Origin of the sequence: Flavobacterium hydrophilum, from assembly GCF_003202405.1 — a bacterium.
GTDB classification, from domain to species: Bacteria; Bacteroidota; Bacteroidia; order Flavobacteriales; family Flavobacteriaceae; genus Flavobacterium; species Flavobacterium hydrophilum.
This window is the reverse complement of the sequence record NZ_QJHL01000001.1, coordinates 713,394-736,448: the sequence shown is the minus strand read 5'-3', so window position 1 is coordinate 736,448 and position 23,055 is coordinate 713,394. Positions and strand designations below refer to the sequence as shown.

General features: G+C 34.9%; 17 protein-coding genes, 3 tRNA genes and 1 pseudogene. 9 read left to right on the top strand and 12 right to left on the bottom strand.

Annotated features, from left to right (window positions below):
- The 5 genes from DMB68_RS03105 to DMB68_RS03085 all read right to left on the bottom strand — a co-directional run bounded on the left by DMB68_RS03105 (position 1) and on the right by DMB68_RS03085 (position 7,671).
- The gene (locus DMB68_RS03105) at positions 1-1,146 is read right to left on the bottom strand and encodes a glycoside hydrolase family 18 protein (protein ID WP_231131566.1); all 1,146 of its coding nucleotides are present in this window, start codon (positions 1,144-1,146) and stop codon (positions 1-3) included.
- A gap of 49 nt (positions 1,147-1,195) precedes the next feature.
- Positions 1,196-2,263 carry a carbohydrate-binding family 9-like protein gene (locus DMB68_RS03100; RefSeq protein WP_110345198.1) on the bottom strand — a complete coding sequence of 356 codons (1,068 nt, stop codon included), beginning with the start codon at positions 2,261-2,263 and terminating at the stop codon, positions 1,196-1,198.
- 9 nt (positions 2,264-2,272) lie between these two features.
- Positions 2,273-3,238 (bottom strand): glycoside hydrolase family 130 protein, encoded by a 966-nt coding sequence (locus DMB68_RS03095; RefSeq protein ID WP_110345197.1) that lies wholly within the window; start codon positions 3,236-3,238, stop codon positions 2,273-2,275.
- 277 nt (positions 3,239-3,515) lie between these two features.
- Positions 3,516-5,393: a sodium:solute symporter family protein gene (locus tag DMB68_RS03090; protein WP_110345196.1), complete on the bottom strand. Its 1,878-nt coding sequence runs from the start codon at positions 5,391-5,393 to the stop codon at positions 3,516-3,518.
- Positions 5,394-5,427: 34 nt separating this feature from the next.
- Positions 5,428-7,671 (bottom strand): GH92 family glycosyl hydrolase, encoded by a 2,244-nt coding sequence (locus tag DMB68_RS03085; protein ID WP_110345195.1) that lies wholly within the window; start codon positions 7,669-7,671, stop codon positions 5,428-5,430.
- A 123-nt stretch (positions 7,672-7,794) separates the two neighbouring features.
- Between DMB68_RS03085 and DMB68_RS03080 the strand changes: the two genes are divergently transcribed.
- Positions 7,795-8,853: a sensor histidine kinase gene (locus DMB68_RS03080; protein WP_110345194.1), complete on the top strand. Its 1,059-nt coding sequence runs from the start codon at positions 7,795-7,797 to the stop codon at positions 8,851-8,853.
- Between the two features lie 66 nt (positions 8,854-8,919).
- Entirely contained in the window at positions 8,920-9,633 is a 714-nt protein-coding gene (locus DMB68_RS03075; protein ID WP_110345193.1) for a LytR/AlgR family response regulator transcription factor, read from the top strand.
- A 153-nt stretch (positions 9,634-9,786) separates the two neighbouring features.
- On the opposite strand, the gene nagB is transcribed toward DMB68_RS03075, so the two are convergent.
- The 5 genes from nagB to DMB68_RS03050 all read right to left on the bottom strand — a co-directional run bounded on the left by nagB (position 9,787) and on the right by DMB68_RS03050 (position 14,455).
- Positions 9,787-11,700 (bottom strand): glucosamine-6-phosphate deaminase, encoded by a 1,914-nt coding sequence (nagB, locus tag DMB68_RS03070; protein ID WP_110345192.1) that lies wholly within the window; start codon positions 11,698-11,700, stop codon positions 9,787-9,789.
- 142 nt (positions 11,701-11,842) lie between these two features.
- Complete coding sequence (locus DMB68_RS03065) at positions 11,843-13,933, bottom strand: alpha-L-fucosidase (protein WP_110345191.1); 2,091 nt, start codon at positions 13,931-13,933, stop codon at positions 11,843-11,845.
- Between the two features lie 245 nt (positions 13,934-14,178).
- A tRNA-Arg gene (locus DMB68_RS03060) sits at positions 14,179-14,252 on the bottom strand.
- Between the two features lie 30 nt (positions 14,253-14,282).
- Positions 14,283-14,357 (bottom strand) — tRNA-Pro (locus tag DMB68_RS03055).
- A gap of 14 nt (positions 14,358-14,371) precedes the next feature.
- Positions 14,372-14,455: transfer RNA gene (locus DMB68_RS03050), tRNA-Ser, on the bottom strand.
- 240 nt (positions 14,456-14,695) lie between these two features.
- On the opposite strand from DMB68_RS03050, the gene DMB68_RS03045 reads away from it, so the two are divergent.
- The 3 genes from DMB68_RS03045 to DMB68_RS03035 all read left to right on the top strand — a co-directional run bounded on the left by DMB68_RS03045 (position 14,696) and on the right by DMB68_RS03035 (position 17,803).
- Entirely contained in the window at positions 14,696-15,874 is a 1,179-nt protein-coding gene (locus tag DMB68_RS03045; RefSeq protein WP_110345190.1) for an acetyl-CoA C-acyltransferase, read from the top strand.
- 66 nt (positions 15,875-15,940) lie between these two features.
- The gene (locus DMB68_RS03040; protein ID WP_110345189.1) at positions 15,941-16,702 is read left to right on the top strand and encodes a C40 family peptidase; all 762 of its coding nucleotides are present in this window, start codon (positions 15,941-15,943) and stop codon (positions 16,700-16,702) included.
- A gap of 39 nt (positions 16,703-16,741) precedes the next feature.
- On the top strand, positions 16,742-17,803 hold the full coding sequence (locus DMB68_RS03035) for an SMI1/KNR4 family protein (RefSeq protein WP_110345188.1): 1,062 nt from the start codon (positions 16,742-16,744) through the stop codon (positions 17,801-17,803).
- Positions 17,804-17,950: 147 nt separating this feature from the next.
- On the opposite strand, the gene DMB68_RS03030 is transcribed toward DMB68_RS03035, so the two are convergent.
- Complete coding sequence (locus DMB68_RS03030) at positions 17,951-18,796, bottom strand: AraC family transcriptional regulator (protein WP_110345187.1); 846 nt, start codon at positions 18,794-18,796, stop codon at positions 17,951-17,953.
- A 113-nt stretch (positions 18,797-18,909) separates the two neighbouring features.
- On the opposite strand from DMB68_RS03030, the gene DMB68_RS03025 reads away from it, so the two are divergent.
- The 3 genes and pseudogenes from DMB68_RS03025 (at position 18,910) to DMB68_RS03015 (ending at position 20,929) form a co-directional block, all read left to right on the top strand.
- A complete protein-coding gene (locus DMB68_RS03025; protein ID WP_110345186.1) occupies positions 18,910-19,896 on the top strand; it encodes an aldo/keto reductase in 987 nt (328 codons plus the stop codon).
- A gap of 146 nt (positions 19,897-20,042) precedes the next feature.
- Positions 20,043-20,654 (top strand): annotated as a pseudogene (locus tag DMB68_RS03020) (NAD(P)H-dependent oxidoreductase).
- Positions 20,651-20,929 (top strand): putative quinol monooxygenase, encoded by a 279-nt coding sequence (locus DMB68_RS03015; protein WP_110345185.1) that lies wholly within the window; start codon positions 20,651-20,653, stop codon positions 20,927-20,929. The pseudogene DMB68_RS03020 and the gene DMB68_RS03015 overlap by 4 nt, the downstream one beginning before the upstream one ends.
- 171 nt (positions 20,930-21,100) lie before the next feature.
- On the opposite strand, the gene DMB68_RS03010 is transcribed toward DMB68_RS03015, so the two are convergent.
- The gene (locus DMB68_RS03010) at positions 21,101-21,808 is read right to left on the bottom strand and encodes a class I SAM-dependent methyltransferase (protein ID WP_110345184.1); all 708 of its coding nucleotides are present in this window, start codon (positions 21,806-21,808) and stop codon (positions 21,101-21,103) included.
- Positions 21,809-22,028: 220 nt separating this feature from the next.
- On the opposite strand from DMB68_RS03010, the gene DMB68_RS03005 reads away from it, so the two are divergent.
- Positions 22,029-22,907: a LysR family transcriptional regulator gene (locus DMB68_RS03005; RefSeq protein WP_110345183.1), complete on the top strand. Its 879-nt coding sequence runs from the start codon at positions 22,029-22,031 to the stop codon at positions 22,905-22,907.
- Positions 22,908-23,055 lie beyond the last annotated feature (148 nt).

Here is a 23,055-nt window from a genome sequence, read left to right as displayed (position 1 = left end):
TTAATTTCTTTGTTTTGTTTGACCTGCACTTTGGTACAATTTGTTTAATAATTCCTGATTATTGTCTAAACTATATTCCCAAAACATAGCACCGCCTAATTTTTTCTGTTTAATAAACGTTACTTTTAAAGCAATTTCTTTTGGAGTTTCATAAGAAATAAAAATATTGTCCTGGGCATTCCATAAATAAGATGCTTTTGCCGAATCATCATATAATTCCTGAAATTTTCCTGATTTTAATGCTGCAGCAATTTCCCAGGATGCCACAATAGCACTTCCTGTTAAGGCCGACTGGTATAACCCATTATTTTCGGGTGTTACTTTTTCCCACTTTCTTCCATAAAAAGGGATTCCTAAAATAAGCTTGTGAGCAGGCACACCTTCTTTGAAGAATCTATCTACCGACTCACTAATACTGTTTCCTCCAAACTTTTCTTCTTTTGAAGGATATAAATTAGCGTGATGCCCTGTTTGATAAAACCAACCATTACAAAAATCGTAGCACATCAGATTTATAAAATCCAGATATTGATGTGCTTTTTTTAAATCAGTATGATTGATATATTCCTGATCTGTTGCTGCTGCAATAGAGAGTAAATAATGTTTATTATCTATCTTAGTTTCAATTTCTAATTGTTTACGCAATTCGCCTAATAGTAAAGTAAAATTTTCTTTGTCTGAAGGTCTGAAAGCATTATCCTCTGCGCGTTGTCCTGGAAATTCCCAATCGATATCAATTCCGTCAAAACCATACGTTTTTATTAGTTTAACAGCACTTTTAGCAAATTTTTCTCTTGATTGAGCATAAGCAGCTATATTTGAAAACTGATCTGACCAAACCCATCCTCCAATAGAATACACTATTTTTAAACCGGGATTTTGCTTTTTAAGCGCCATTACACTTTCTATTTTAGCTTTATCTGTTGCCAGCTCAAACTGAACATTTCCGTCAACAATATTAGCAAAGGCATAATTAAGGTGAGTCAGCTTACCCGCATCAATTTTTGCAGGGTCAAAATTCTCATATCCTGCAACATATCCAATTATTTTAAAATCCTCTTTTGATTGATTTTGTTTTCTTTCTAATGAAGAACAAGCAAAAAACAAACTGATAATCAGGATTGAAAAAACTGATTTAATTGCCATAGTATATTGCTTAAAATGAACCATTCCTGATAAATTATCTAATTATTTTTTATTTTAAAAACTCACCATCTTCTTTGATAATAAAAGTTTGATTTGAAAATGGGCTTTTTACCAAAATATTATATCCCGAAGAATGGTTTTCTAAGATAGGTTTTAAAACTTTACCATCGACTTTGATCGTTTCTTTCGTTAAATCCGTTAATGTTTTTGCCCAGACTTTATTTTTTTGATAATATTCTTTTTGAGCCCGATATAAATTATAGAGCTCCCATTTTACTTTTTCGTCCTGCGGAATTGTAAAAGTGTCTTTTTCCTCTTTCGAAGAAAAATAAACATATCCCCACTTTTCAGGTTCATGCATATTAATTACGCCCATTGGCGACCAGACCCAGTTATACTCAGGCAGAAATTTTCCGTCAGCATCTTTTTTACGTTCGTATTTACCATCAACCAGTGAATGCTGCCAGTTTACTCTTGAGAAATTAACACGCCAGAATTTATCTGCCGGCACATTATTTTCGTTGTAAGATTTTTTATAAGATGCCCAGGGAATTGCCATTTCTAAAATCCATCCTTCATCAGTATCATTTGGGTTATTAAGCGTTCCGCTGATTTTTACAGCTGATTTCAGACCCGGAATATTCCAGTCATTTAAAACAACATTATCATTTTCTCTGTAAGGTTTTGATAAAAACAGGTCCCAGGCTGTATTTAATGCATTTATCTCTAATTCATAATAATTAAAAGTGTCGCCGTCGGGATTAATAAAAACTTCAAAATCGTTGTTGTAAAAAATAATGGTATCACGTTGTTTTAAATTTGCCCAAACATGCGGCTCCTCAATTTTTGCTAAAATATAAAAATTGGTTTCATCCCAGATCATTTTAACTTTTGTTGCATATTTAGGTTTAATATTGTTTTCTATATCTTCGAAAAGATCAGTCCAGTCTGCATTTTTCCAAGCCGGATCTGATTCATCTCCGTCAATCACAATTGGTTTTGTAATTTTATTCGCTGTATACGTTTTAGGCACAATAGTATTTTTCTTTGATTGTGAAAACACAGCAATCGAAGAAAAAACTAAAACAATTTTTAACCATTGATTTTTTAAAAGCATGCTTATTTTTTATAAACTATTATCTTTTGTAAACTGAATCACTTCACTCAATTTTCCAAAAGCTATTGCTACTGCCGTATCTGCTGCACCATAATAAACGGTTAATTTATCCTCTTCAGTATCATGCAAAGCTGCACATGGGAAAACTACATTTGGAACATCTCCAACCATTTCATAAATCTCTGCCGGTCCTAACAAATAAGGCTGTGTTCTGTATTTTACTTTATCTGGTGCATCAACATCTAAAAGAGCTGATCCCATTGCATAACGAAAACCATTGCAAGTATTGATAACGCCATGATAAATCATGAGCCAGCCTTCGTTAGTAAGAATAGGGATTGGTCCTGCTCCAACTTTCGTACATTGCCACGCGCTGTCTTCAAAAGGAGTTGGTTTCATTATCAAACGATGTTCTCCCCAGTATTTCATATCCGGGCTGTAACTGATCCAGATATCTCCAAAAGGCGTATGTCCGTTATCACTCGGGCGGCTTAACATCGCATATTTTCCGTTTATTTTTTGTGGAAATAAAACGCCATTTCTGTTGAATGGCAGAAAGGCATTTTCGCACTGAAAAAATTCTTTAAAATCGAACGTGTAGCCAATACCAATTGTTGGGCCATTATAGCCATTACACCAGGTAATCCAGTACCGGTCTTCTATAAAAACCACACGCGGATCGTATTTATAAGCAGATTCGATCATTTCCGTATTACCGGACTGCATTACAATTGGTTCATGATTAATATCCCAATCGATTCCGTTTTTACTGAATCCGGCAAAAATATTCATTTGAACCGCTTTATTATCACATCTGAAAACTCCCGCATAACCATCTCCAAAAGGAACAACGGCACTATTAAAGATACTGTTAGATGACGGTATTGCGTATCGGTCAATAATTGGATTTTCAGAATATCTCCACATTACATCGTTACTGCTTTCGGGTCTGTCTTGCCATGGAATACTGCTCATTTTTTTTGTTTTTTTATTGTTTTTTATTTTTATTCTCTCTGTTTTGTCATCCTGACGAAGGAAGGCTCTTCGTAAGTGACTCCACTCAGAAATTCGCCAATCTTTGTAGAGTTTCTAGTGAAGATTCTTAGTTCCTCAGAATGACAAACTGTGACGTCAATCTTTGTCGAGTTACGCGTGTGATTTCTCCTCTGTCGAAATGACAAAATGAACGTTTAAGACTTTGACAAAGCTGTCCTGTGTTTTATATTTTCTAATTCTCTAATTCTCTAATTCTCTAATCTTCTATTCTACGAACTTTATCCAACCATGTAAATTTCAATATTGTTGTTGTTGTTAAAAACACAATTAATGCTATAATCGCTTTTGGATAATCTCTGATGATGAAAAATATCGGCAATAAAATCATACTTGACTGCCACACAATTCCGATGGCGCAATTAAGCATATCTGTCCAGAAATCTTTATTTTTTTCGAAACTTTGATCCTCCAATTTTAGTGTTTTGTAAACGGGATTCCACCAACCCCAAGGTCTTACATTCGTGTAGAAAGACCTCAACACTTCCATATCTGTTGGTTTGCTTAAAAAAGTTCCTAAAAGACAACCTAGAATAGAGAAACCAAATATTAGAGGAAACAGATAAATTGCCTGTACTTTCGCTAAATCGTATAAAAACGATCCTTCGGTTAAACTTCCTTTGGCCTGACCTAAAGCAAATTGTAAAGAAGCTACAACTAATCCTGCAAACATTCCCCAGAAATAACCCCAGCCGTTAAAACGCCACCAAATCCATTTTAGGAAATTTGCTGCGACATAACCACCATACAAAGCGCTTGTTATCCAAAGCGTTAATGAGTTGATGGAGTCTGCAAAGAATCCCATAAAAACGCCTAAACCAACAACCAGGAAAGACGAAATTTGACTTACTTTGATATAATGTGCATTGGATGCTACCGGTTTGAAGTATTTTTTGTAAATATCATTTACGATATACGCTGGTCCTGCATTTACAAATGCTGAAAATCCTGACATAAAAGCTGCTAATAAACCCGCCAGTAAAATTCCCTTAATTCCAACCGGAATATACAAATTCACCACTTTTGGCATCAATAATTCCAGGTCAGCTCCGGTTAAACCTGTATTGGCATTTAACTCAGGTGCTAAGTTTACTAACGCAATTACCACAATTCCGGTAATTAATAAATATCTTGGGATGAATAAAATCAAGTTCGTAAAACCACTCATATAAGCTGCTTCTTTTACCGATTTGGTCGAAAGAACTCTTTGTAAGTCGTAACTTGGAGTTGGCCCTGCAACACTTGCAAAAAAACCTTTAAACAATGTCATTCCGATGAAAGCGCCAAACATTTTATAGCCTTCAGAATCAATTAAATTATTAAAGGTCTGAAATTTATCAGTCCATTGGGTTTCAAACTGCCATCCAAAAAAGACATTTTTCCACTCTTCGGTAATAACTGAATTTATCTGGATCTCGGTGTAATTGAAAAAAGCGTAACCGGCAATTAGGACACCGGCAATAATCATGATTAAATATTGCACAACCTCTGTGGCTACTACCGAAAACATTCCCCCTTTTACAGTGTAAATTGTAGTTAAAAATATAATGATCAAAGCATAAGAACGCTCTGAAGTCAGTACAATTAAATCTCCGTAGTGAAGCGTTAAATCCCAGGGAAGAATAATGGTGATAAATTTCCCGATTCCTTCAAAAAAGTACGCGATAAAACCAATGGTCGAAATGATCGCAAAAATGGCTACAATAATGTGAGATGCTTTTCCGGCTCTGTCGCTTCCGAAACGAGTTAAAATCCACTCAGAACCTGTCATGACTTTTGATCTTCTGATCCAGACGGCAAGGAACATCATGACGAAAATCTGATTCCATATCGGCCAAAGCCACATGAACATAAAACTTTTTACTCCATATAAAAACAAAACGCCAATCATCCAGGAAGTTCCTGAAACATCAAACATTCCTGATCCGTTGCTCAGACCTAAAAAATACCATTTGATTGTTTTCCCACCCAGGAAATAATCATCTAATCCCTTTGATGCTTTTCTTGAAATCCAAATTCCTATTCCGACCGAGAGCAGAATGTAGGCCACGATGATCGATACGTCAATAATATCCATTAATTTTTTGTTTGTTAGGTTAGTTTTATCTGGTTTAGTTTTTTATTCCCCAATTTTTATTTGGCTGTGCTCCCATTACAAAATGTAAAATTCCGCCCTGCACTATTTGTTGATGTGATATTGCTGTTTTATTGAATGTAGCACCATTAAGTGTTGCTGATTGGATATAGAAATTTTTGTCTGAAACATTTTCTGCTTCAATTACAAACGATTTTCCTCCTTCAAGATTGATGGTTGCTTTTTCGAAAATAGGACTTCCAATTTCGTATTCTCCGGAAGCCGGATTCATTGGATATAATCCCATGGAGCTGAAAACATACCAGGCAGACATTTGCCCGCAGTCCTCGTTTCCGCTTAATCCATTTGGTGTTGTATTGTATTGTGTATCTAAAATATGACGTACCCAATATTGTGTTCTCCAAGGCTGATTCGCGTGATTAAACATGTAGGCAATGTGGTGACTTGGTTCATTTCCGTGTGCATATTGCCCAATTAATCCTGAGATATCTGCAGAAACATTGCTTCCTGTTATTTCTGAACTCTCTGTAAACAATTGCTCTAAACGTTTTGCGAAAATAGCATCACTTCCGTGAAGAGAGATTAAATTATCAACATTTTGAGGCACAAACCAACTGTGCTGCCATGCATTTCCTTCGGTATAATCGGTGCGTTCTCTGTGGTTGGAATGTTTGGGATCGAAAGGTTCATTCCATGATTTTCCATCTTCAGATTTGCCTCTCATAAATCCGGTCTCCGGATCAAATAAGTGCTGATATGCTTTTGATCTGTTCAGAAAAAATTGATAATCATCATTTTTACCTAAAGCTTTCGCCATTTGCGCCACACAATAATCATCATACGCATATTCTAAAGTAATGGTAACTGATTCGTCTAATACGTTATACGGAATATAACCGTATTTTTTGTAGAAGTTTAAACCGCGTTCGTCCTGCATCATGGTCGTTTTCATTGCCTCGAATGCTTTTTCGGCATCAAAACCTTTTATCCCTTTTAAATAAGCATCTACAATTACAGGAATGGAGTGATATCCTGTCATTGTGTTGGTTTCGTTTGCGTATAGAGTCCAAACCGGTAATATTTTTTTAGTATCGTAATACGTTAACATTGAGTTCACGATATCTGATGTTTGCTTTGGAGCCAATAAAGTCAATAAAGGATTTTCGGCTCTAAAAGTATCCCATAGTGATAAAGTAGAATAGGCGGTGTAATCTTTTGCTGTAACAATCTGATCATCCTCTTTTCTAAACTGACCGTTTTTATCACTATAGGTTACAGGGGCAACTTGTGTGTGATACATTGCAGTATAAAACATTGTTTTTAATGAATCTACTGGTGTTTCAACCTTGATTTTGTTTAAAGCAGTATTCCAGATTGAAACTGCCTGCGATTTTGTATGGTCAAAATTCACTTTTTCTCCATCTAAATTATCTTTCGCATTGGCCACACTAACAGATGACAGCGCGACCTTTACAAATAATTCATCTGAGTTTTTTGGATCAAAAAATAATTGTGCCGATGTATTTTCAGCTTCTGCTTTTTTCGAATTAACAATTTGTTTATCAGCCGTTAAAACTGATTCTGTAATGGGTTTTGAAAACTTAGCCACAAAAAAAACTTTTTGATTTTTTGCCCAGCCTGTACTGTAACGGTAACCGCTTATAGTAAATTCGTCTTCAATTATGATTCCGGTTTTTAGGGCTTTGTCCCAATTAATGGCAAAACCTAAATCAATCACAACAGATTGTTTGTCGTTTTTTGTAAAAGTATACTTGTGATGAGCTGTTCTTTGTGATGAAGTTAATTCTACATTGATTTTAGGATCTTCAAGAAAAACCTGGTAAGAGCCTGGTGCTGCTTTTTCGTTAACATGAGTATATTTTGATTTATAAGGTAATTGATCTCGTGAAGTTGTTTTTGTAGTTAAATCCAGTTTTCTATTGGTTGGCATAAATAAGATATCTGCCAAATCTCCAATTCCCGTTCCGCTTAAATGTAAATGACTGAAACCGGACACAATAGAATCTGAATGATGATACCCCGAGCACCAATCCCAACCTGAAACACCATTGTCCGGACTTACCTGGAGCATCCCAAATGGAACTGTTGCTCCCGGATAACTATGCCCGTGACCGCCAGTACCAATAAAAGGATCAACATAGTCAACAAAAAGTGTTTCGTGATGATCGTTTTTGTTTACATTTATTTTGCAACTTGCAACTAAAATAACAAACAAAACCAGCAGGGTAAAATTCTTCATATAAAAACAATATTAATTTTACTTTAAATTTAAACAAATTCAACTTTCATGAAAAGTTATTTAGACGGACGACACATAAACTAAGATAAACATCATAAAAAATCATAAAAACATATCATTATTATGGATTTAAATTCAAGCAAATTTTATCGCTTACCACTGCATTATCATTTCTTTTTTTGGCTTACTTATTTTTTATTTAACACATTTCGCTGGGGAAGCTATTTTAATGATTATCTGTATTCATTAAAGACAAACTTGCTAGGTTTTCCTATTCATATGACATTATGTTATCTGAATATTTTAATTTTTATGCCTTATCTGGTTTATCGAAAAAGATATCTTCTGTATGTACTTGCAATTTTATCCTCCATATTTATAATGGTGTTTATAAAATTCAATCTTACCTACTTATTAATAACGCATAACGTCTGGCCGGAAGGACCTGAAACTATCGATAAATTAACACTCAATTATACGATCGACATGATGATGGGAGAACTCTATGTAATCACTTTTGTAACAGCAATCAAGATTACATTTGATTTTTTGCAAGAGCAAAAAAGAGTGACCGATCTCGAAAAGTCTCAATTAGAAACAGAATTGCTGTTCCTGAAATCTCAAATTTCTCCTCACTTTTTTTTCAATACGCTGAACAATATTTATTCCTTATCAGTAGAAAAATCAAATAAAACACCAAAGATTGTTCTCAAACTTTCTGAACTGATGCGGTATATGCTGTACGATACAAAAACTAAAAAACAAACTTTAGAGAACGAAATACTTTGCATTCAAAATTATCTGGACCTGGAAAGAATTAGAAATGATGACCGCTTAGAAGTCAATATGTCTATTTCTGGTGACATTCATGATAAAGAAATTAGTCCTATTATACTGCTGACTTTTGTTGAAAATGCTTTTAAACATGGCGTAAACAAAAATACGGGATCCGTTATAATTAATATTAATTTTAAGATTAAAGATGATTTTTTGCATTTCACAATTACTAACCCAATGCCCGAAATTACAAAGCATAAAGACAATTTTAATAAATCAAGCGGCATAGGTTTAGAAAATGTCAAAAAAAGACTTGAGTTGGGTTATAATAAAAATGACTATAAACTTTCATTTAAAAATAAAAAGAATATTTTTGCTGTAAAGCTTGTAATTAAAGTGGCTTAGAAGAAATTTTCACTTTTTTACAACTAAGCCTACTAAGTTTATTTCTCTCAAAAAAACATATAGTAAATGAAAATAAATTGTTTGATCATAGATGATGAGCCATTAGCGATTAATGTTATTAAAAATTACCTGGAACCTGTTGAAAATTTTGAGATAATAAATACTTTCAGCAATCCTATTGAAGGTTTAAATTTTTTAAAAAACAATAAAGTTGATGTAATTTTTCTTGATATTAACATGCCTGTTCTTGATGGGATTAATTTTATCAAAAGCCTGGAAAACCCTCCAATACTTATTATTACAAGTGCATATAGTCAGTTTGCGATAGAAACTTACGAATTGGATGTTTTAGACTATCTGGTAAAGCCAATCGAATTTCCCAGGTTAATGAAAACCCTGAACAAGATTAGCAAAAGACTTAACAATAGTAATAATCTTCCGCAGGAAAATAATCCGGAAAGCCCTTTTATTTTTGTTAAGATCGACAAGAAGAGAATGAAAAAAATATTCTTTAATGAAATTTTAGTCATTGAAAGCCTTAAAGATTATCTAAAAATAAACACCTTAACAGGTAAATACATAATTCACAGTACCTTATCCGACTTTACGGATTTATTACCCGAAAGGAATTTTTTAAGAATACACCGATCCTACACTATCGCTATTGATAAGATTGATGCTGTTGAAGGAAACAGTATCGAAATTGAAGGTCTTAGATACGTAATTGGACGATCTTATATCGATCATGTAAAACAAAGAATTTTAAATTCCTCTATATAAAAAGTTTTCTTTAAAAATTTATTATAACCCAATCTTTCTGTCCTTGCGGTATATAACAAAAAATGCAGCCTAACCGGGGCTGCATTTTCAACTTGGTAACTAACCAAATAAACCACATGAAATAGTTTATTATATTTTAAAATATTTTACAATCTAGAAATGATATCGCTTAAATGCTTCAATAGCCGAATAATCTGCCAATCCTAAAGCATGGTATTTTTCTGCTGTCAATCTGTTTCTGTCTTCAACTCTTACCCAGAATTCACGGCTGTCATCTCCCTGAAACATTACTCCGTCTTTTTGAGACTGGTGATAGAAAATAGCATGACGTTTTTTCAGCACCTGATCAGGACTCATTGGAACCGCCATTTCGATTTGATACGATTCCCATTCATGCCAGGCTCCTCTATACAACCACACCCAGCAATCGTTCATAAAACCTTTATACTTTAACCTTTTTAAAGCTTCAAACAAACTATCTAAACAAACTTTATGGGTTCCATGCGGGTCTGCTAAATCTCCTGCTGCATAAATTTGATGTGGTTTTATTCTTTCAATAATATCGCACATGATTTCTATATCGGCTTCACCCAGATTATTTTTCTTAACTGTGCCTGTTTCATAAAAAGGCAAATCCAGAAAGTTAACATTTGAATCCTGCAAACCTAAATATCTGGTAGCGGCCAGGGACTCACTTCTTCTAATTAATCCTTTTAATTTTCTAACTTCTAATGAATCGATATCATTCGCTTTTTTATTCTTTAAAAAGTTGATTATGTTTTCAGATTCGTTGGAATTTTTATTTAATGCCATCGAAATTTCTGCAAATTTTAATGCCTCTTCATTAGAAACAGCAATATTTCCGGAGGTCTGGTAGGCAATATGAACATCATGTCCCTGCTCTACCAATCTATCGAAAGTTCCTCCCATTGAAATCACATCATCATCAGGATGCGGACTAAAAATGATAATTCTCTTTCTTTCCGGAGTTGCCCGTTCCGGTCTGTAAGTATCATCTGCATTGGGTTTTCCTCCGGGCCAGCCCGTAATAGTCTGCTGCATTTTATTAAACATCTTAATATTTAAATGATAAGCAGTTCCCTCTTCACTCAATACACTTGACATTCCGTTATCATTATAATCTTTGTCTGTAAGTTTAAGAAAAGGTTTTTTAGTCAGTTCACTTAACCAGGCTACAGCTTTCAGTTTTAACTCTTCGTCCCAAACCACTGATTTTACCAGCCAGGGTGTTTTTACTCTGGTTAACTCTGATGAAGCCTCGCTATCTAAAACAAATGTTGTGTTACTATGTTGCTGCAGATAGGTCGCAGGTACACGTGGAGAAATTTCTCCTTCTATCGTTTTTTTGATGATTTCAGCTTTACTGATTCCCCATCCCAGAAGTACGATTCTTTTGGCAGTTTTTACAGTACCAATTCCCATTGTAATGGCTTTTCGGGGTACATTATCAATTCCTAAAAATGAAGATGCTGCATCAATACGTGTCAAATGATCCAGCGTAATGCTTCTGGTTCCTGAATTAACGTGAGATCCCGGCTCATTGAACCCGATATGACCTGTTCTTCCAATTCCTAAAAGCTGGAAATCCAAACCACCGTATGATTTGATTTTCATTTCATAATCGATGCAATATTGCTGTAGATCTTCATTACTGATATTTCCGTCAGGGATATTAACATTTTCGGGATGGATATCAACATGATCAAAAAGATGTTCATGCATGAAATACCAATAACTCTGAATATTATTTCTGTCCATTGGATAATATTCATCCAGATTAAAGGTTACCACATTGGCAAAACTTAAACCTTCTTCTTTATGCAGTCTTACAAGCTCTTCATAAACTTTTACCGGAGAAGATCCTGTTGCTAATCCTAAAACGCAAGGTTCATTTAATTCTTCTTTCCTCTGAATTATGTTTGCTATTTCTTGTGCAACTAATACAGAAGCTTCCTGAGAGGATTCGAAAATTACATTATGAATCTTCTCAAAACGTGTTTCTTCAAATTTTCCAGCTTCTTTAAAATTTATACCTTCTTTAATCATTTGCCTTTCCTTTAATTATATAGTATAAAATTAACAATTAGTCTATCTGTAAAATTAAAAATTCGACTAATAACCTGTTAACTTCGGCAAAAGACAGAATCAGAAACTTAAAAAAGAATCCTCATTTAAGGTTCGTTTATATTTACTTTTCGATTACATTTATTTCACCAATAGAAAATGTCTGACCTTTTTCTTCAGTTGATTTAGCAACAAAGCGTATATACCTTGCTTTAGTTTCTGCAAATGTTTTTACTTGTTCTATGGGATTGTTTTTAATGTTTGAAAATTCTCCCTGAGATTGTATTTTCCATTTGACATTATCTAAACTGGTATAGAATTCATATCTGGATATTAAATTAAGGTTATTACCCACTTGTTGCGGAACATAAGTAAAACCATTTATTTTTAAAATGGCTCCCATATCAATTACTACTTCTTGCGATAGGTTATTGCTGTCACTTTTAAAACTCCAGTCTGTATCCTGATTTCCGTCTATAATTCTATTTACCGAATTCATATCACCACTTGAAGCGGTAATAACTTTCCATTTTTCTTTTGAAATTCCATACTTTGCTGTTGCAACTGCACTGCTGCTATTTTCATTTTTATTGATCGCTATCGCTTTAATCTGAACTGCTTTATTATATTTAAAAACACCTTTATACAATGTACTTTTTGCAGACGGCTTAGAACCATCAATAGTATAATATATACTATTTTCCATTTCCGATTTTAAAGTGACATTTCCATTTTTATCACGCTGAATTTCCGGAGCCCGCACAAAAGTGGGTGCATTATAAGCCTGAATATTCGAAATTACAATACTCGCTTTTGAGTCGGTAATATTTATTTTAAGCGCCGAAGCTGTAATTCTGTCTATCCTTAAAATTCTTTTATAGCCAATAGTAGTTTCGTTGGCAATAGTTTTCCATTGTCCGTCAACTTTCGCTTCAACAGTAAAAGCTTTGATGCGTTGTCCTAATTTTATATATTCCTGAAGCAGAATCCGATTGATAGCTATAGGCTTTTCAAAATCAAATACAATTGAAGCAGTTTTTACATTATCACCTGTCGCCCAATAAGTTTCTTTATTTCCGTCAGCTACATTTTTTGCTGCGAATTCATCACCTCTGTTATTATCTGCTGTTACTTTACTTGATGCTAATAATTCGGTTTTAAAATCTTCTTTTATGGTTGCAACAAGTTCTTTTAGTCTGGTTTCGTCATTTTCATGAACCAGACCTCTTTTGTCTACAGGAAGATTAAGCAATAAATTAGCATTACGGCCAATTGACTCATAATAAATATCGACCATTTCATCGAGTGAGCGCACTTTATCATCTTCAACAGCATGGTAAAACCATCCTGGTCTAATGGACACATCTGCTTCTCCTGGAACCCATTTTTCGCCGTCTTCATGTCCGGACATGAACTCGGAATAATGTACTTTTCCAGCTAATTCGTCTTTCTGTCGTAAAAGGCTCCAATTGGTTTTTCCGGCACGTCCTTCTTCATTTCCAATCCATCTGGCTTCTGAGGGACCAACTCCCCATACTAAAGTTTTGGGAGCTGTTTGGTAAATTAGTTTATAGGTTTCATCCCAATTGTAATATTGAAGGGTATTTATTTTTCGGGTTTCATTCGCTCCGCCATAATAGCCATCACCACCATTGGCACCATCAAACCACATTTCGAAAACTTCTCCATAATTAGTAAGCAATTCTTTCAGCTGATTTCTGAAATACGTAATATATTCCGGTTTGCCGTATTCAGCATGATTTCTATCCCATGGAGAAAGATAGAGTCCTAATTTTAAATCATATTCTTTGCAGGCTGCGGCTAATTCTTTTACAACATCTCCATTTCCATTCTTCCATGGAGAGTTTTTCACAGAACGGTTTGTATAAGCTGATGGCCATAAACAAAAGCCGTCGTGATGTTTGGCTACTAGTATAATTCCTTTCATACCGGCTTCCTTTGCTATGCGGGCCCATTGTCGTGTATCTAAAGCTGTTGGATTAAATAACTCCGGTGATTCATCTCCATAACCCCATTCTTTATTTGTAAATGTATTTAATGAAAAGTGAACAAAAGCATAAAATTCCATTTCATGCCAATCTATTTGTTTTTGTGTTGGCAATGGACCAAATGGCTCAGGGGATTTTACCAATTTCTGAGAAGAAATCGGTGCAATTATTAAAAAAAAACTAATCAACAAAAAAGTATTTTTCATTAGTGCTCTAATTAATATTTTGTTAGTAAGATAATTAAAATATAAATTTAAGATAAATCAATATTCTGTTTCATACTATTTCGACCAACAACGTTTTTAAAAGAGTATTGGGATGATCCGGTTTAGGTTAACTAATATTTATGCGTAAATTTTCATTCTCCACAGGTTTTCGTGTTGATCCTTTTTTTCTGTAGTAAAAAAAATGCTAAAACAAAAAAGCCACTCGATTTGAGTGGCTTTTGATGTGATCCCAGAAGGATTCGAACCTTCGACCTACGCATTAGAAGTGCGTTGCTCTATCCAGCTGAGCTATGGAACCATTTTTTTAAAACTTATGGTAAAGTTTCTGTCGGGGTGGCAGGATTCGAACCTGCGGCCTCCTGCTCCCAAAGCAGGCGCGATAACCGGGCTACGCTACACCCCGAGGCAAAATTTAAGCGGAGAGACAGGGACTCGAACCCTGGCGACGGTTACCCGTCGACAGATTAGCAATCTGCTCCATTACCGCTCTGGCACCTCTCCATGCTCAAGGAATTGCTTCCCGTTTTGCGGTTGCAAATGTAAGACAACATTCGATATCTCACAACTATTTTTACGCTTTTTTCAATCTTTTTTCAATCTTTTTTTTAAAACACTTCACAATCAAACAAATAGAATTAACAAAAAATTCATCTAAATTTAAAATTTGCCCTATTCCACACAAAATTTGAATTTATTCAAATAAACCGTAAATTTGCTTTACTAACTAATATTAAACAGAACATGAACAAAAGAGTTGTTATCGTTTCTGCCGTTAGAACACCTATCGGAAGTTTCATGGGAGGTTTATCTACCGTACCCGCACCAAAATTAGGAGCTGCTGCCATAAAAGGTGCTCTCCAAAAAATTAATCTTGACCCAAAATTGGTCGATGAAGTTTTCATGGGTAATGTAATTCAGGCCGGTGTTGGACAGGCTCCGGCTCGTCAGGCAGCATTATTTGCCGGTTTATCTGAAGAAGTTGCTGCTACAACTGTAAACAAAGTGTGTGCCTCCGGAATGAAAGCCGTTATGTTTGCTGCCCAGGCAATTGCTCTTGGAGATGCTGAAATTGTAGTAGCGGGCGGAATGGAAAGCATGAGTTTGATTCCACATTACGTACAAATGCGTGCCGGAAATAAATTTGGTCCTGCAACTATGCTCGACGGAATGCAGAAAGATGGTTTGACAGATGCTTACGATAACAACGCAATGGGAGTTTGTGCTGATTTATGTGCCACTGAATACAGCATCAGCCGTGAAGAACAGGACGCTTTTGCTATTCAGTCTTATGAAAGAAGTGCAAAAGCATGGGATGCCGGAAAATTTGATAATGAAGTAATTCCAGTTGAAGTACCGCAAAGACGCGGTGAACCGATTATATTTTCAAAAGACGAAGAATACACTAATGTAAAATTAGATAAAATACCTTCACTAAGTGCCGTTTTCACCAAAGACGGAACGGTAACTGCTGCAAATGCATCCACAATCAATGACGGAGCTGCTGCTTTAATTTTAATGTCTGAAGAAAAAGCAAATGCATTAGGTTTAAAACCTTTAGCCTACATAAAAGGATATGCTGATGCGGCGCAGGAACCGAAATGGTTTACTACAAGTCCTGCAAAAGCATTACCTAAAGCATTAGACAAAGCCGGAATTTCAATTTCAGATGTAGATTATTTCGAATTCAACGAAGCATTTTCTGTTGTTGGCTTAGCCAATGCAAAAATCTTAAATCTCGATAATGACAAAGTAAATGTAAACGGAGGGGCGGTTTCTTTAGGACATCCTCTTGGAGCTTCTGGAGCACGTATCATCGTTACATTGCTAAATGTTTTAGAACAAAACAATGCTAAAACCGGAGCTGCTGCAATCTGCAATGGCGGCGGCGGAGCATCAGCTATTGTTATCGAAAGAGCTTAAATAAAATCACATTAGGAGTTATTACATTAAAATAACTCCTAATTTTAAACTTATAAATTACCATAAATGTTCGGAATCTGCAATTTAGCTATAGTACCCGTTCGAGCTGAAGCCAGCGACAGAAGTGAAATCGTTACACAACTTTTGTTTGGTGAACATATCGAAATTTTAGAACGCAAAAATCAATGGGCAAGAATCAGGATTCAGTTTGATGATTACGAAGGTTGGGTCGACTCTAAGCAGTATCAGGTAATTTCAAAAGAGCAATTTGATCAGTTAAGCAAAGAAGCTATTATCTTAAACGCAGATTTAATTGATTACATCACGGCACCTGATAATTTATTGCTCCCAATTCCGCTTGGAGCTTCATTATCATTTTTAAACAACAGTGAAATCAACACTGCAAATTTTGACTTTGAAGGGACAAAAACAAGTGGGATAAAACCTAAAAATGCCATAATAAATACAGCTTTTATGTATTTGAATGCTCCGTATCTTTGGGGCGGAAAAACTCCTTTTGGCATTGATTGTTCAGGTTTTACACAAATGGTTTACAAATTAAACGGTTATAAAATTCATCGTGATGCCTCTCAGCAGGCCCGTGATGGAGAACCTTTAAGCTTTATTGAAGAAAGTGAACCGGGCGATTTAGCCTTTTTTGATAATGAAGAAGGAAATATCATTCACGTCGGAATCATAATGGAAAACAACTACATCATTCACGCAAGTGGAAAAGTTCGCATTGACCGCTTAGACCACTTAGGAATTTACAATCCCGAATTAAAAAAACATACGCATAACCTTAGAGTAATAAAAAAGATTATCTAGATTTCCGTTTTTTCACATAGCAACTTCTAAAAGAGCAAAATGACCAAAATTGAATTATCCAAAACAGGCTTTCAGATTAATAATATAACTCTTGAATTTCCAATTGACATTACAATTTTACAACAAGCTTTAGGAGATTACCGATACAACAAAAAAAAATACAATCACACTTATACCTGGGACAATCTGGGAATTATCGCTTTTTCTAAAGAAGGAAATAAAGCAGAAAGTCTTGCCGTTGAACTTGAGCTTAGGGAATATGATTATTGTGCAAAAAGCATCTTTACCGGAGAATTTATTTTTGATGGTCAGGAGTTATTCGAATTATACAAATCCGGTAAAAATAAACCCGTAAAACTTTTTAAAGGTGACAGAAGCGGCGCTTTCATTCTTAACGGAATCAGTGTTTGGTTTGACAAAGAAAATGGTAAAATAACAGCTCTGGATATTTCATCATACGAAGAAAAAGTAAAACTACCCAAAACACAGTTGTCCGTTGATGAAGAATTCAGAATATTCGAATCTCTATGGAAGGAATGGATTTCAGAAATCAACAAAATTATTTCAACAGACAATGATTACTACAATCTTACAGACGGAATTACCGAAGAAGACATAAAAAAACATACAATTCTTGAAGACGATATAACCATTCCTCCTGCTCTATTAAACTTCTATAAAGTTCAAAACGTAGATTATGCCCCTGTAACTTCTGCTTTTCAGTTTGGCGTAAATAATTTCAGTTACGATCTTATTCCATTTCAGGATATTAAACAAGAATGGGAATCTATACAAGAGTTACAATTTGATGAAGACGATCTCCCGGAACAAGAAGAAATAGATTTCGATAAAATCCAGACTGACAACTACGCCAATCCAAAATGGATTCCTTTTGCCACAGGAAGAAACGGCGATTATTTACTCTTCGACACAGATCCGGCTTCAAAAGGAAAATTTGGACAAATAATAGAACTTCAAAATGAATCCTGGGAACGAAACATTGTCGCCGATTCATTAGAAGAATTGATTGAAAACGAAATCAATAATTTAAAAGCAGGCAAAACGGAACATTTTGATTTTATTATTAGAAAAGAGAGTTAAATTTTTTCTCTCGCAGATTTTGCAGATCGGGCAGATTTTTTTATCTCTTTAAATCAGTAAAATCTGCGAGAGCAAATAATAAGCAGCAAAAGAAAATCTTTCTAATTCTTTTTCAAAAAAATTAGTGATAATTAGTGCAATCCGTGTTTAAGCACTCAACCGAATTGTCTTTCTAAACTCAGAAGGACTATATCCTTTCTGCTTCCTAAAGAACTTATTAAAATGGCTTTCATCCGTAAAACCAAATTCATAAGCAATTTCATTAATACGTTTATCGCTGAACTGAAGCCGATGTTCAATCAGTTTCGTTTTATAATTACTGATGTATTGCTGCATCGTTTCACTTGCATGCTTTTTAAAATAACGTCCTAAATACGTATTCGAAATCCCGAAATAATCGCTGATTGATTCTGCTTTGATTTTTTCAGGATAGTAAATATTGTTCTGAATATATTGCAGAATATCCATCGCTTTCGCCTCAGTATCAATATTAACCTGCTCCGGAAGATATTTTGCAATATTTCTGGCCACAATAATAATCAGCGTATTGACCAATTGCTGTATCAGTTCCTGATTGTAAATATCCTTATCTTTCTTTTCTCTGCAAATGGCTTCAATCATCACTTTTACCAGACATTTATCAGGATCATTTTTTAAAATACAGCCCGGCTGATGGTTTGCATTTTGAAGAATATATTCCAATCGCTGAATACTTTCATTCTGCAGACTCGAATTTTTCAAATAAATATCATTAAATCTCAAAAAGAAAAATTTCGTTTCGGTTTCAATCGTAAAATTATGACAGTCCTCAGGCGTCAATAAAAACAAATGTCCCGGATCATACCTAAATATATTTTTGTTGATACACTGCGAACCTGTACCTTCCAAAATATAAACCAGCTCAAAAAAATTATGACGGTATCCAACATCAGGATATTCCTTGAACGTCTCAAAGGAAACCGTAAAAGGCTCGTATAAGTTTTCTTTTTTCATGTCTAAATGATTTGAAGGTGCAAATATACCTAAAAAAGACAAAATTATACCAAATAAGAATCCTAAAAACAGTATAATTTTGCCTTGTCAATTTAAAACAAAAAATCACAATCATGGAATATAGAAAATTAGGCAACTCAGAACTTGAATTATCAACCATTACTTATGGCGCTTTTGCGATTGGCGGAACCATGTGGGCAGGAACAGATAAGAAAGATTCAATCAACTCCATTCACGCTTCAATCGATCATGGTGTTACCACAATCGACACCGCTCCTTTTTACGGATTTGGTTTGAGCGAAGAAATGATTGGCGAAGCTATTAAAAGCCAGGATCGTTCAAAAGTACAGTTATTGACTAAATTCGGTTTGGTTTGGGACGGAAGCAACAACGGAAAAGGAGATTACTTCTTCGACGCTGATGACAATGGTAAAAAAGTGCCGATTTACAAATATTCATCCAAACAAAACGTAATTAAAGAAATCGAAGAAAGCCTAAAACGCCTTCAAACCGATTATATTGATTTACTGCAAATTCACTGGCCAGACGTTACAACACCAATTTCTGAAACCATGGAAGCTGTTGAAACTCTAATTCAGCAGGGGAAAATCAGAGCATTTGGGGTAAGTAATTACAACGTTGCCCAAATTCAGGAAGCTCAAAAAAAAGTTCAGATCACTTCAAATCAGGTTGCGTACAGTATGCTAAACCGTAAAATTGAAGAAGAACTAATTCCGTTTACACTTGCAGAAAACATCGGAATCATTGCTTACAGCCCAATGGAAAGAGGTTTACTGACCGGAAAATATTTCTTAGACAGTAAATTAAAAGAAAACGATCACAGAAACGGTTATTTCGGAAAATTCGATCTTCAGCAAGTAAAAACCTTAATCGAAGAATTGAGTTCTCTTGCGCATTCTAAACACATTTCGATTTCGCAATTGGTTTTACGCTGGACCACATTACAAAAAGGAATCTCCATCGTTTTGGCCGGAGCAAGAAATGCAGAGCAGGCAATATCAAACGCAAAAACAATGGATTTTGACCTTTCCTCTTCCGAATTAGAATTCATCAATCTGGCGATTTCAAAAGTCAAATAACATTTAAACATAAAAATAATTTGGGTGTGACCCGCAGAAAAAGCGGGTCGGGTCATCTGCTGTATCTTTTGCTTTTTAAAGAAAAAAGCAAAAGGATGCCGCTCCTGCCCCTCACACAAAACATTTTATAAGAAGCAGGCAATAAAATGAAAAAAATATTTATAATCAACGGCGGGCAGAAATTTGCCCATTCAGGAGGAAAGTTCAATCAAACCGTTCAGGACTGGACAGTTGAATTCCTTTCCAAAAATAACAATTACGAAATCAAAACAACTCATATTGAAGACGAAATCAATCTTCAGGAAGAAGTAGAAAAATTCGTCTGGGCAGATTTAATCATTTACCACACACCGGTTTGGTGGTTTCAGTTACCAAACCTTTTCAAAAAATACATCGACGACGTTTTCACAGAAGGTCATAACAAAGGAATCTACAAAAGTGACGGAAGAAGTCGCGTAAATCCCGACATCAACTACGGAACAGGCGGACTTTTGCACGGACGAAAATACATGCTTACCACAAGCTGGAACGCGCCTGCAACCGCTTTTACACTTCCTGGCGAATTCTTCGACGAAACTTCTGTAGACGATGGTGTAATGTTCGGCTTTCATAAAATGAACAAATTTACCTGAATGGAAAAAATAAACGGATTTCATTTTCATGATGTTGAAAAAGGCGCAACACCGGAAAATATTGTTATCTTTAAACAAGATTACACCAATCATTTAGAGCAAACTTTTAAAAATTTACAATCATGATTTCGATTACTGCGATTATAAAAAGCAAACACGAAAACTTAATTGAAGTTCAGAATATGATCACGCATCTGGTTACCGAAACCAGAAAAGAAGCTGCATGCATTCGTTACGACCTTCACACAAATGATACTGTTTTCATCATCTGGGAAGAATGGAAAGATCAAATCGGACTTGATATACACAACAATCAGCCTTATTTAATCGATTTTATTTCAAAAAGTGAAACTTTATTAGCTGCTCCTGTTCAGGTTTATAAAACTGTACAGATTCTATAATCTTTAATGAATTGCCGAACAAAGAAATGTAAGAAAAGGCTTTAGCCAAATCACATTAGATTTGGCTAAAGCCTTTTAAAATTCAAACTAATCCGTTGGTTAAAACCAACGGCAATTCAAATTCGCTAACAAAAAAATTGTGAAAATTTGTGAAATTTGTGGCTAAAAAAATCACTTTATCCCTCCAAAAGCCCCGAAACACATATTCTTATGTAAAATTTCTACTTTATTGAAACCCACTTTTTTCATCAAATCCAATTGATAATTCATAGATCTCGGAGAATCTTCAATTTCAATATAATCCAACACTTTTTGTCGGTATTCCGCCCCGCCAATTCCTTCTAAATAATCCCCGTAGATTTTCCATGTGTATTCATTTAATATTTCTGTATCCTGTGTAATTAAATCTGAAATCATCAAACAGCCTCCTGGTTTCAATAATTTAAACAATTTTGTAAAAGTAGTTTCCCAATCCTGATCATCTCTCAAGTGATGTAAAACCGCTCCTGCTAAAATAATATCAAAATGGTTTTCAGGTAAATTGACTTCCCGAATATCACCTTGTCTTACTTCTACTCCACCATTTGTTTCAGCCGAAACTCTTTCAAAAGCTTTATTCAACATTGGCAAACTCAAATCAACCAAAATGCAATTTAAATTAGGCAATTTCGACAACATTTTCAAAGTATAATTCCCTGCACCAGAGCCAATATCCAAAACAGTTGCAGCATTCGGAACAATTCTCTTTGCTGCTTCCGTAATTAATTCTAATGAAATTGTGGCGTCGATTGTTGCCACTTGTCCTGTATCTAAATTTGAAAATCGCTCGACATCATTGTCAAATCGTTCTTTGATTTCTTCAATAGTTGATTTTTTCATAGTTTTTGTTTTTTAATCTCTCGCAGGTCTTGGCAGATTGAGCGAATCTTTTGCTATTATTGATTGGGATATTATTATGATTAAGATGATTTATCTAAAATTAATAATCTGCTATATCTGCACAATCTGCGAGAGAAATATTTTGCTTTTTCAAAACTACTTCATTGTCATATACTTTAAAAATACTATTTTTATCAACTAACAATACTTTAAAAGTATCATGGAATTGCGTCACTTAAAATATTTCCTGGCTGTTGCCGAAGAACTGAACTTTACCAAAGCAGCAGAAAAACTATACATATCTCAGCCTCCGTTGAGCCGTCAGATTATGGAACTGGAGGATGAACTTCAGGCAAAGCTTTTCATTAGAAATAATAAAAAAGTAGAACTTACCGAAGCGGGCAAATATTTTGAAAAAGAAGTCAAAGACCTGTTTCAGCATTTGGAACGCATTTCGGTAAAAACAAAAAAGATTGCAGAGAATGTTTCGGGAGAATTCAGAATCGCTTACATCAGTTCCATTTATTCCTCTGTGATTTCAGAATTGATTCAACATTTAAAAGAGCAGTTTCCCTATGTGAATTTCAAATTATTCGAAATCTCCACAACCAAGCAAATTGAAGCTTTAGAGAAAGGAAAAATTGATTTAGGCATTATCCGTTCACCTGTAAAATCTCCCAAAATAAAATCACAGTTATGGTTTAAGGACGGATTTTCGGTTGTTTTCAATAAAAATTTCATCAACATTGGTTCAGAAAAAGATATTCCAAACCTTGAAAATGAAACTTTTGTTTTCTTCAATAAAGATTATGCACCTCACTATCACGAAGTTTTATTAGAATTGTGCGCTTTTTATGGCTTTACGCCAAAAGTCGTTCACGAGTCTAACAATATTAATTCGATAGTACAATTAGTAAAAAACGGTTTAGGAATTTCAATTGTACCTTCTAACATTGCTAAAAATAATCAAGATTCAGACCTGGGCTTTGTTGAACTCAAAAAAGTTAATTTATTTACGGATGTTTCATTAATTACTTCGAAAGAAGATCATTCTGAAATCACGCAATTAGCTGTTGCTTTTTTGTTGAATAAAAGATAGTTCAAAGTCTTTCTCATTTTTTGTCATTTCGACGAAGGAGACCGGAGCGATAGCGAACAGGCGAAAGCAAATCACTGAGGGAGAGCAACGTACTGTTGTCGAGCTTCTAGTGTGATTTCTCTCTTCGCTCGAAATGAACAAACAGAGC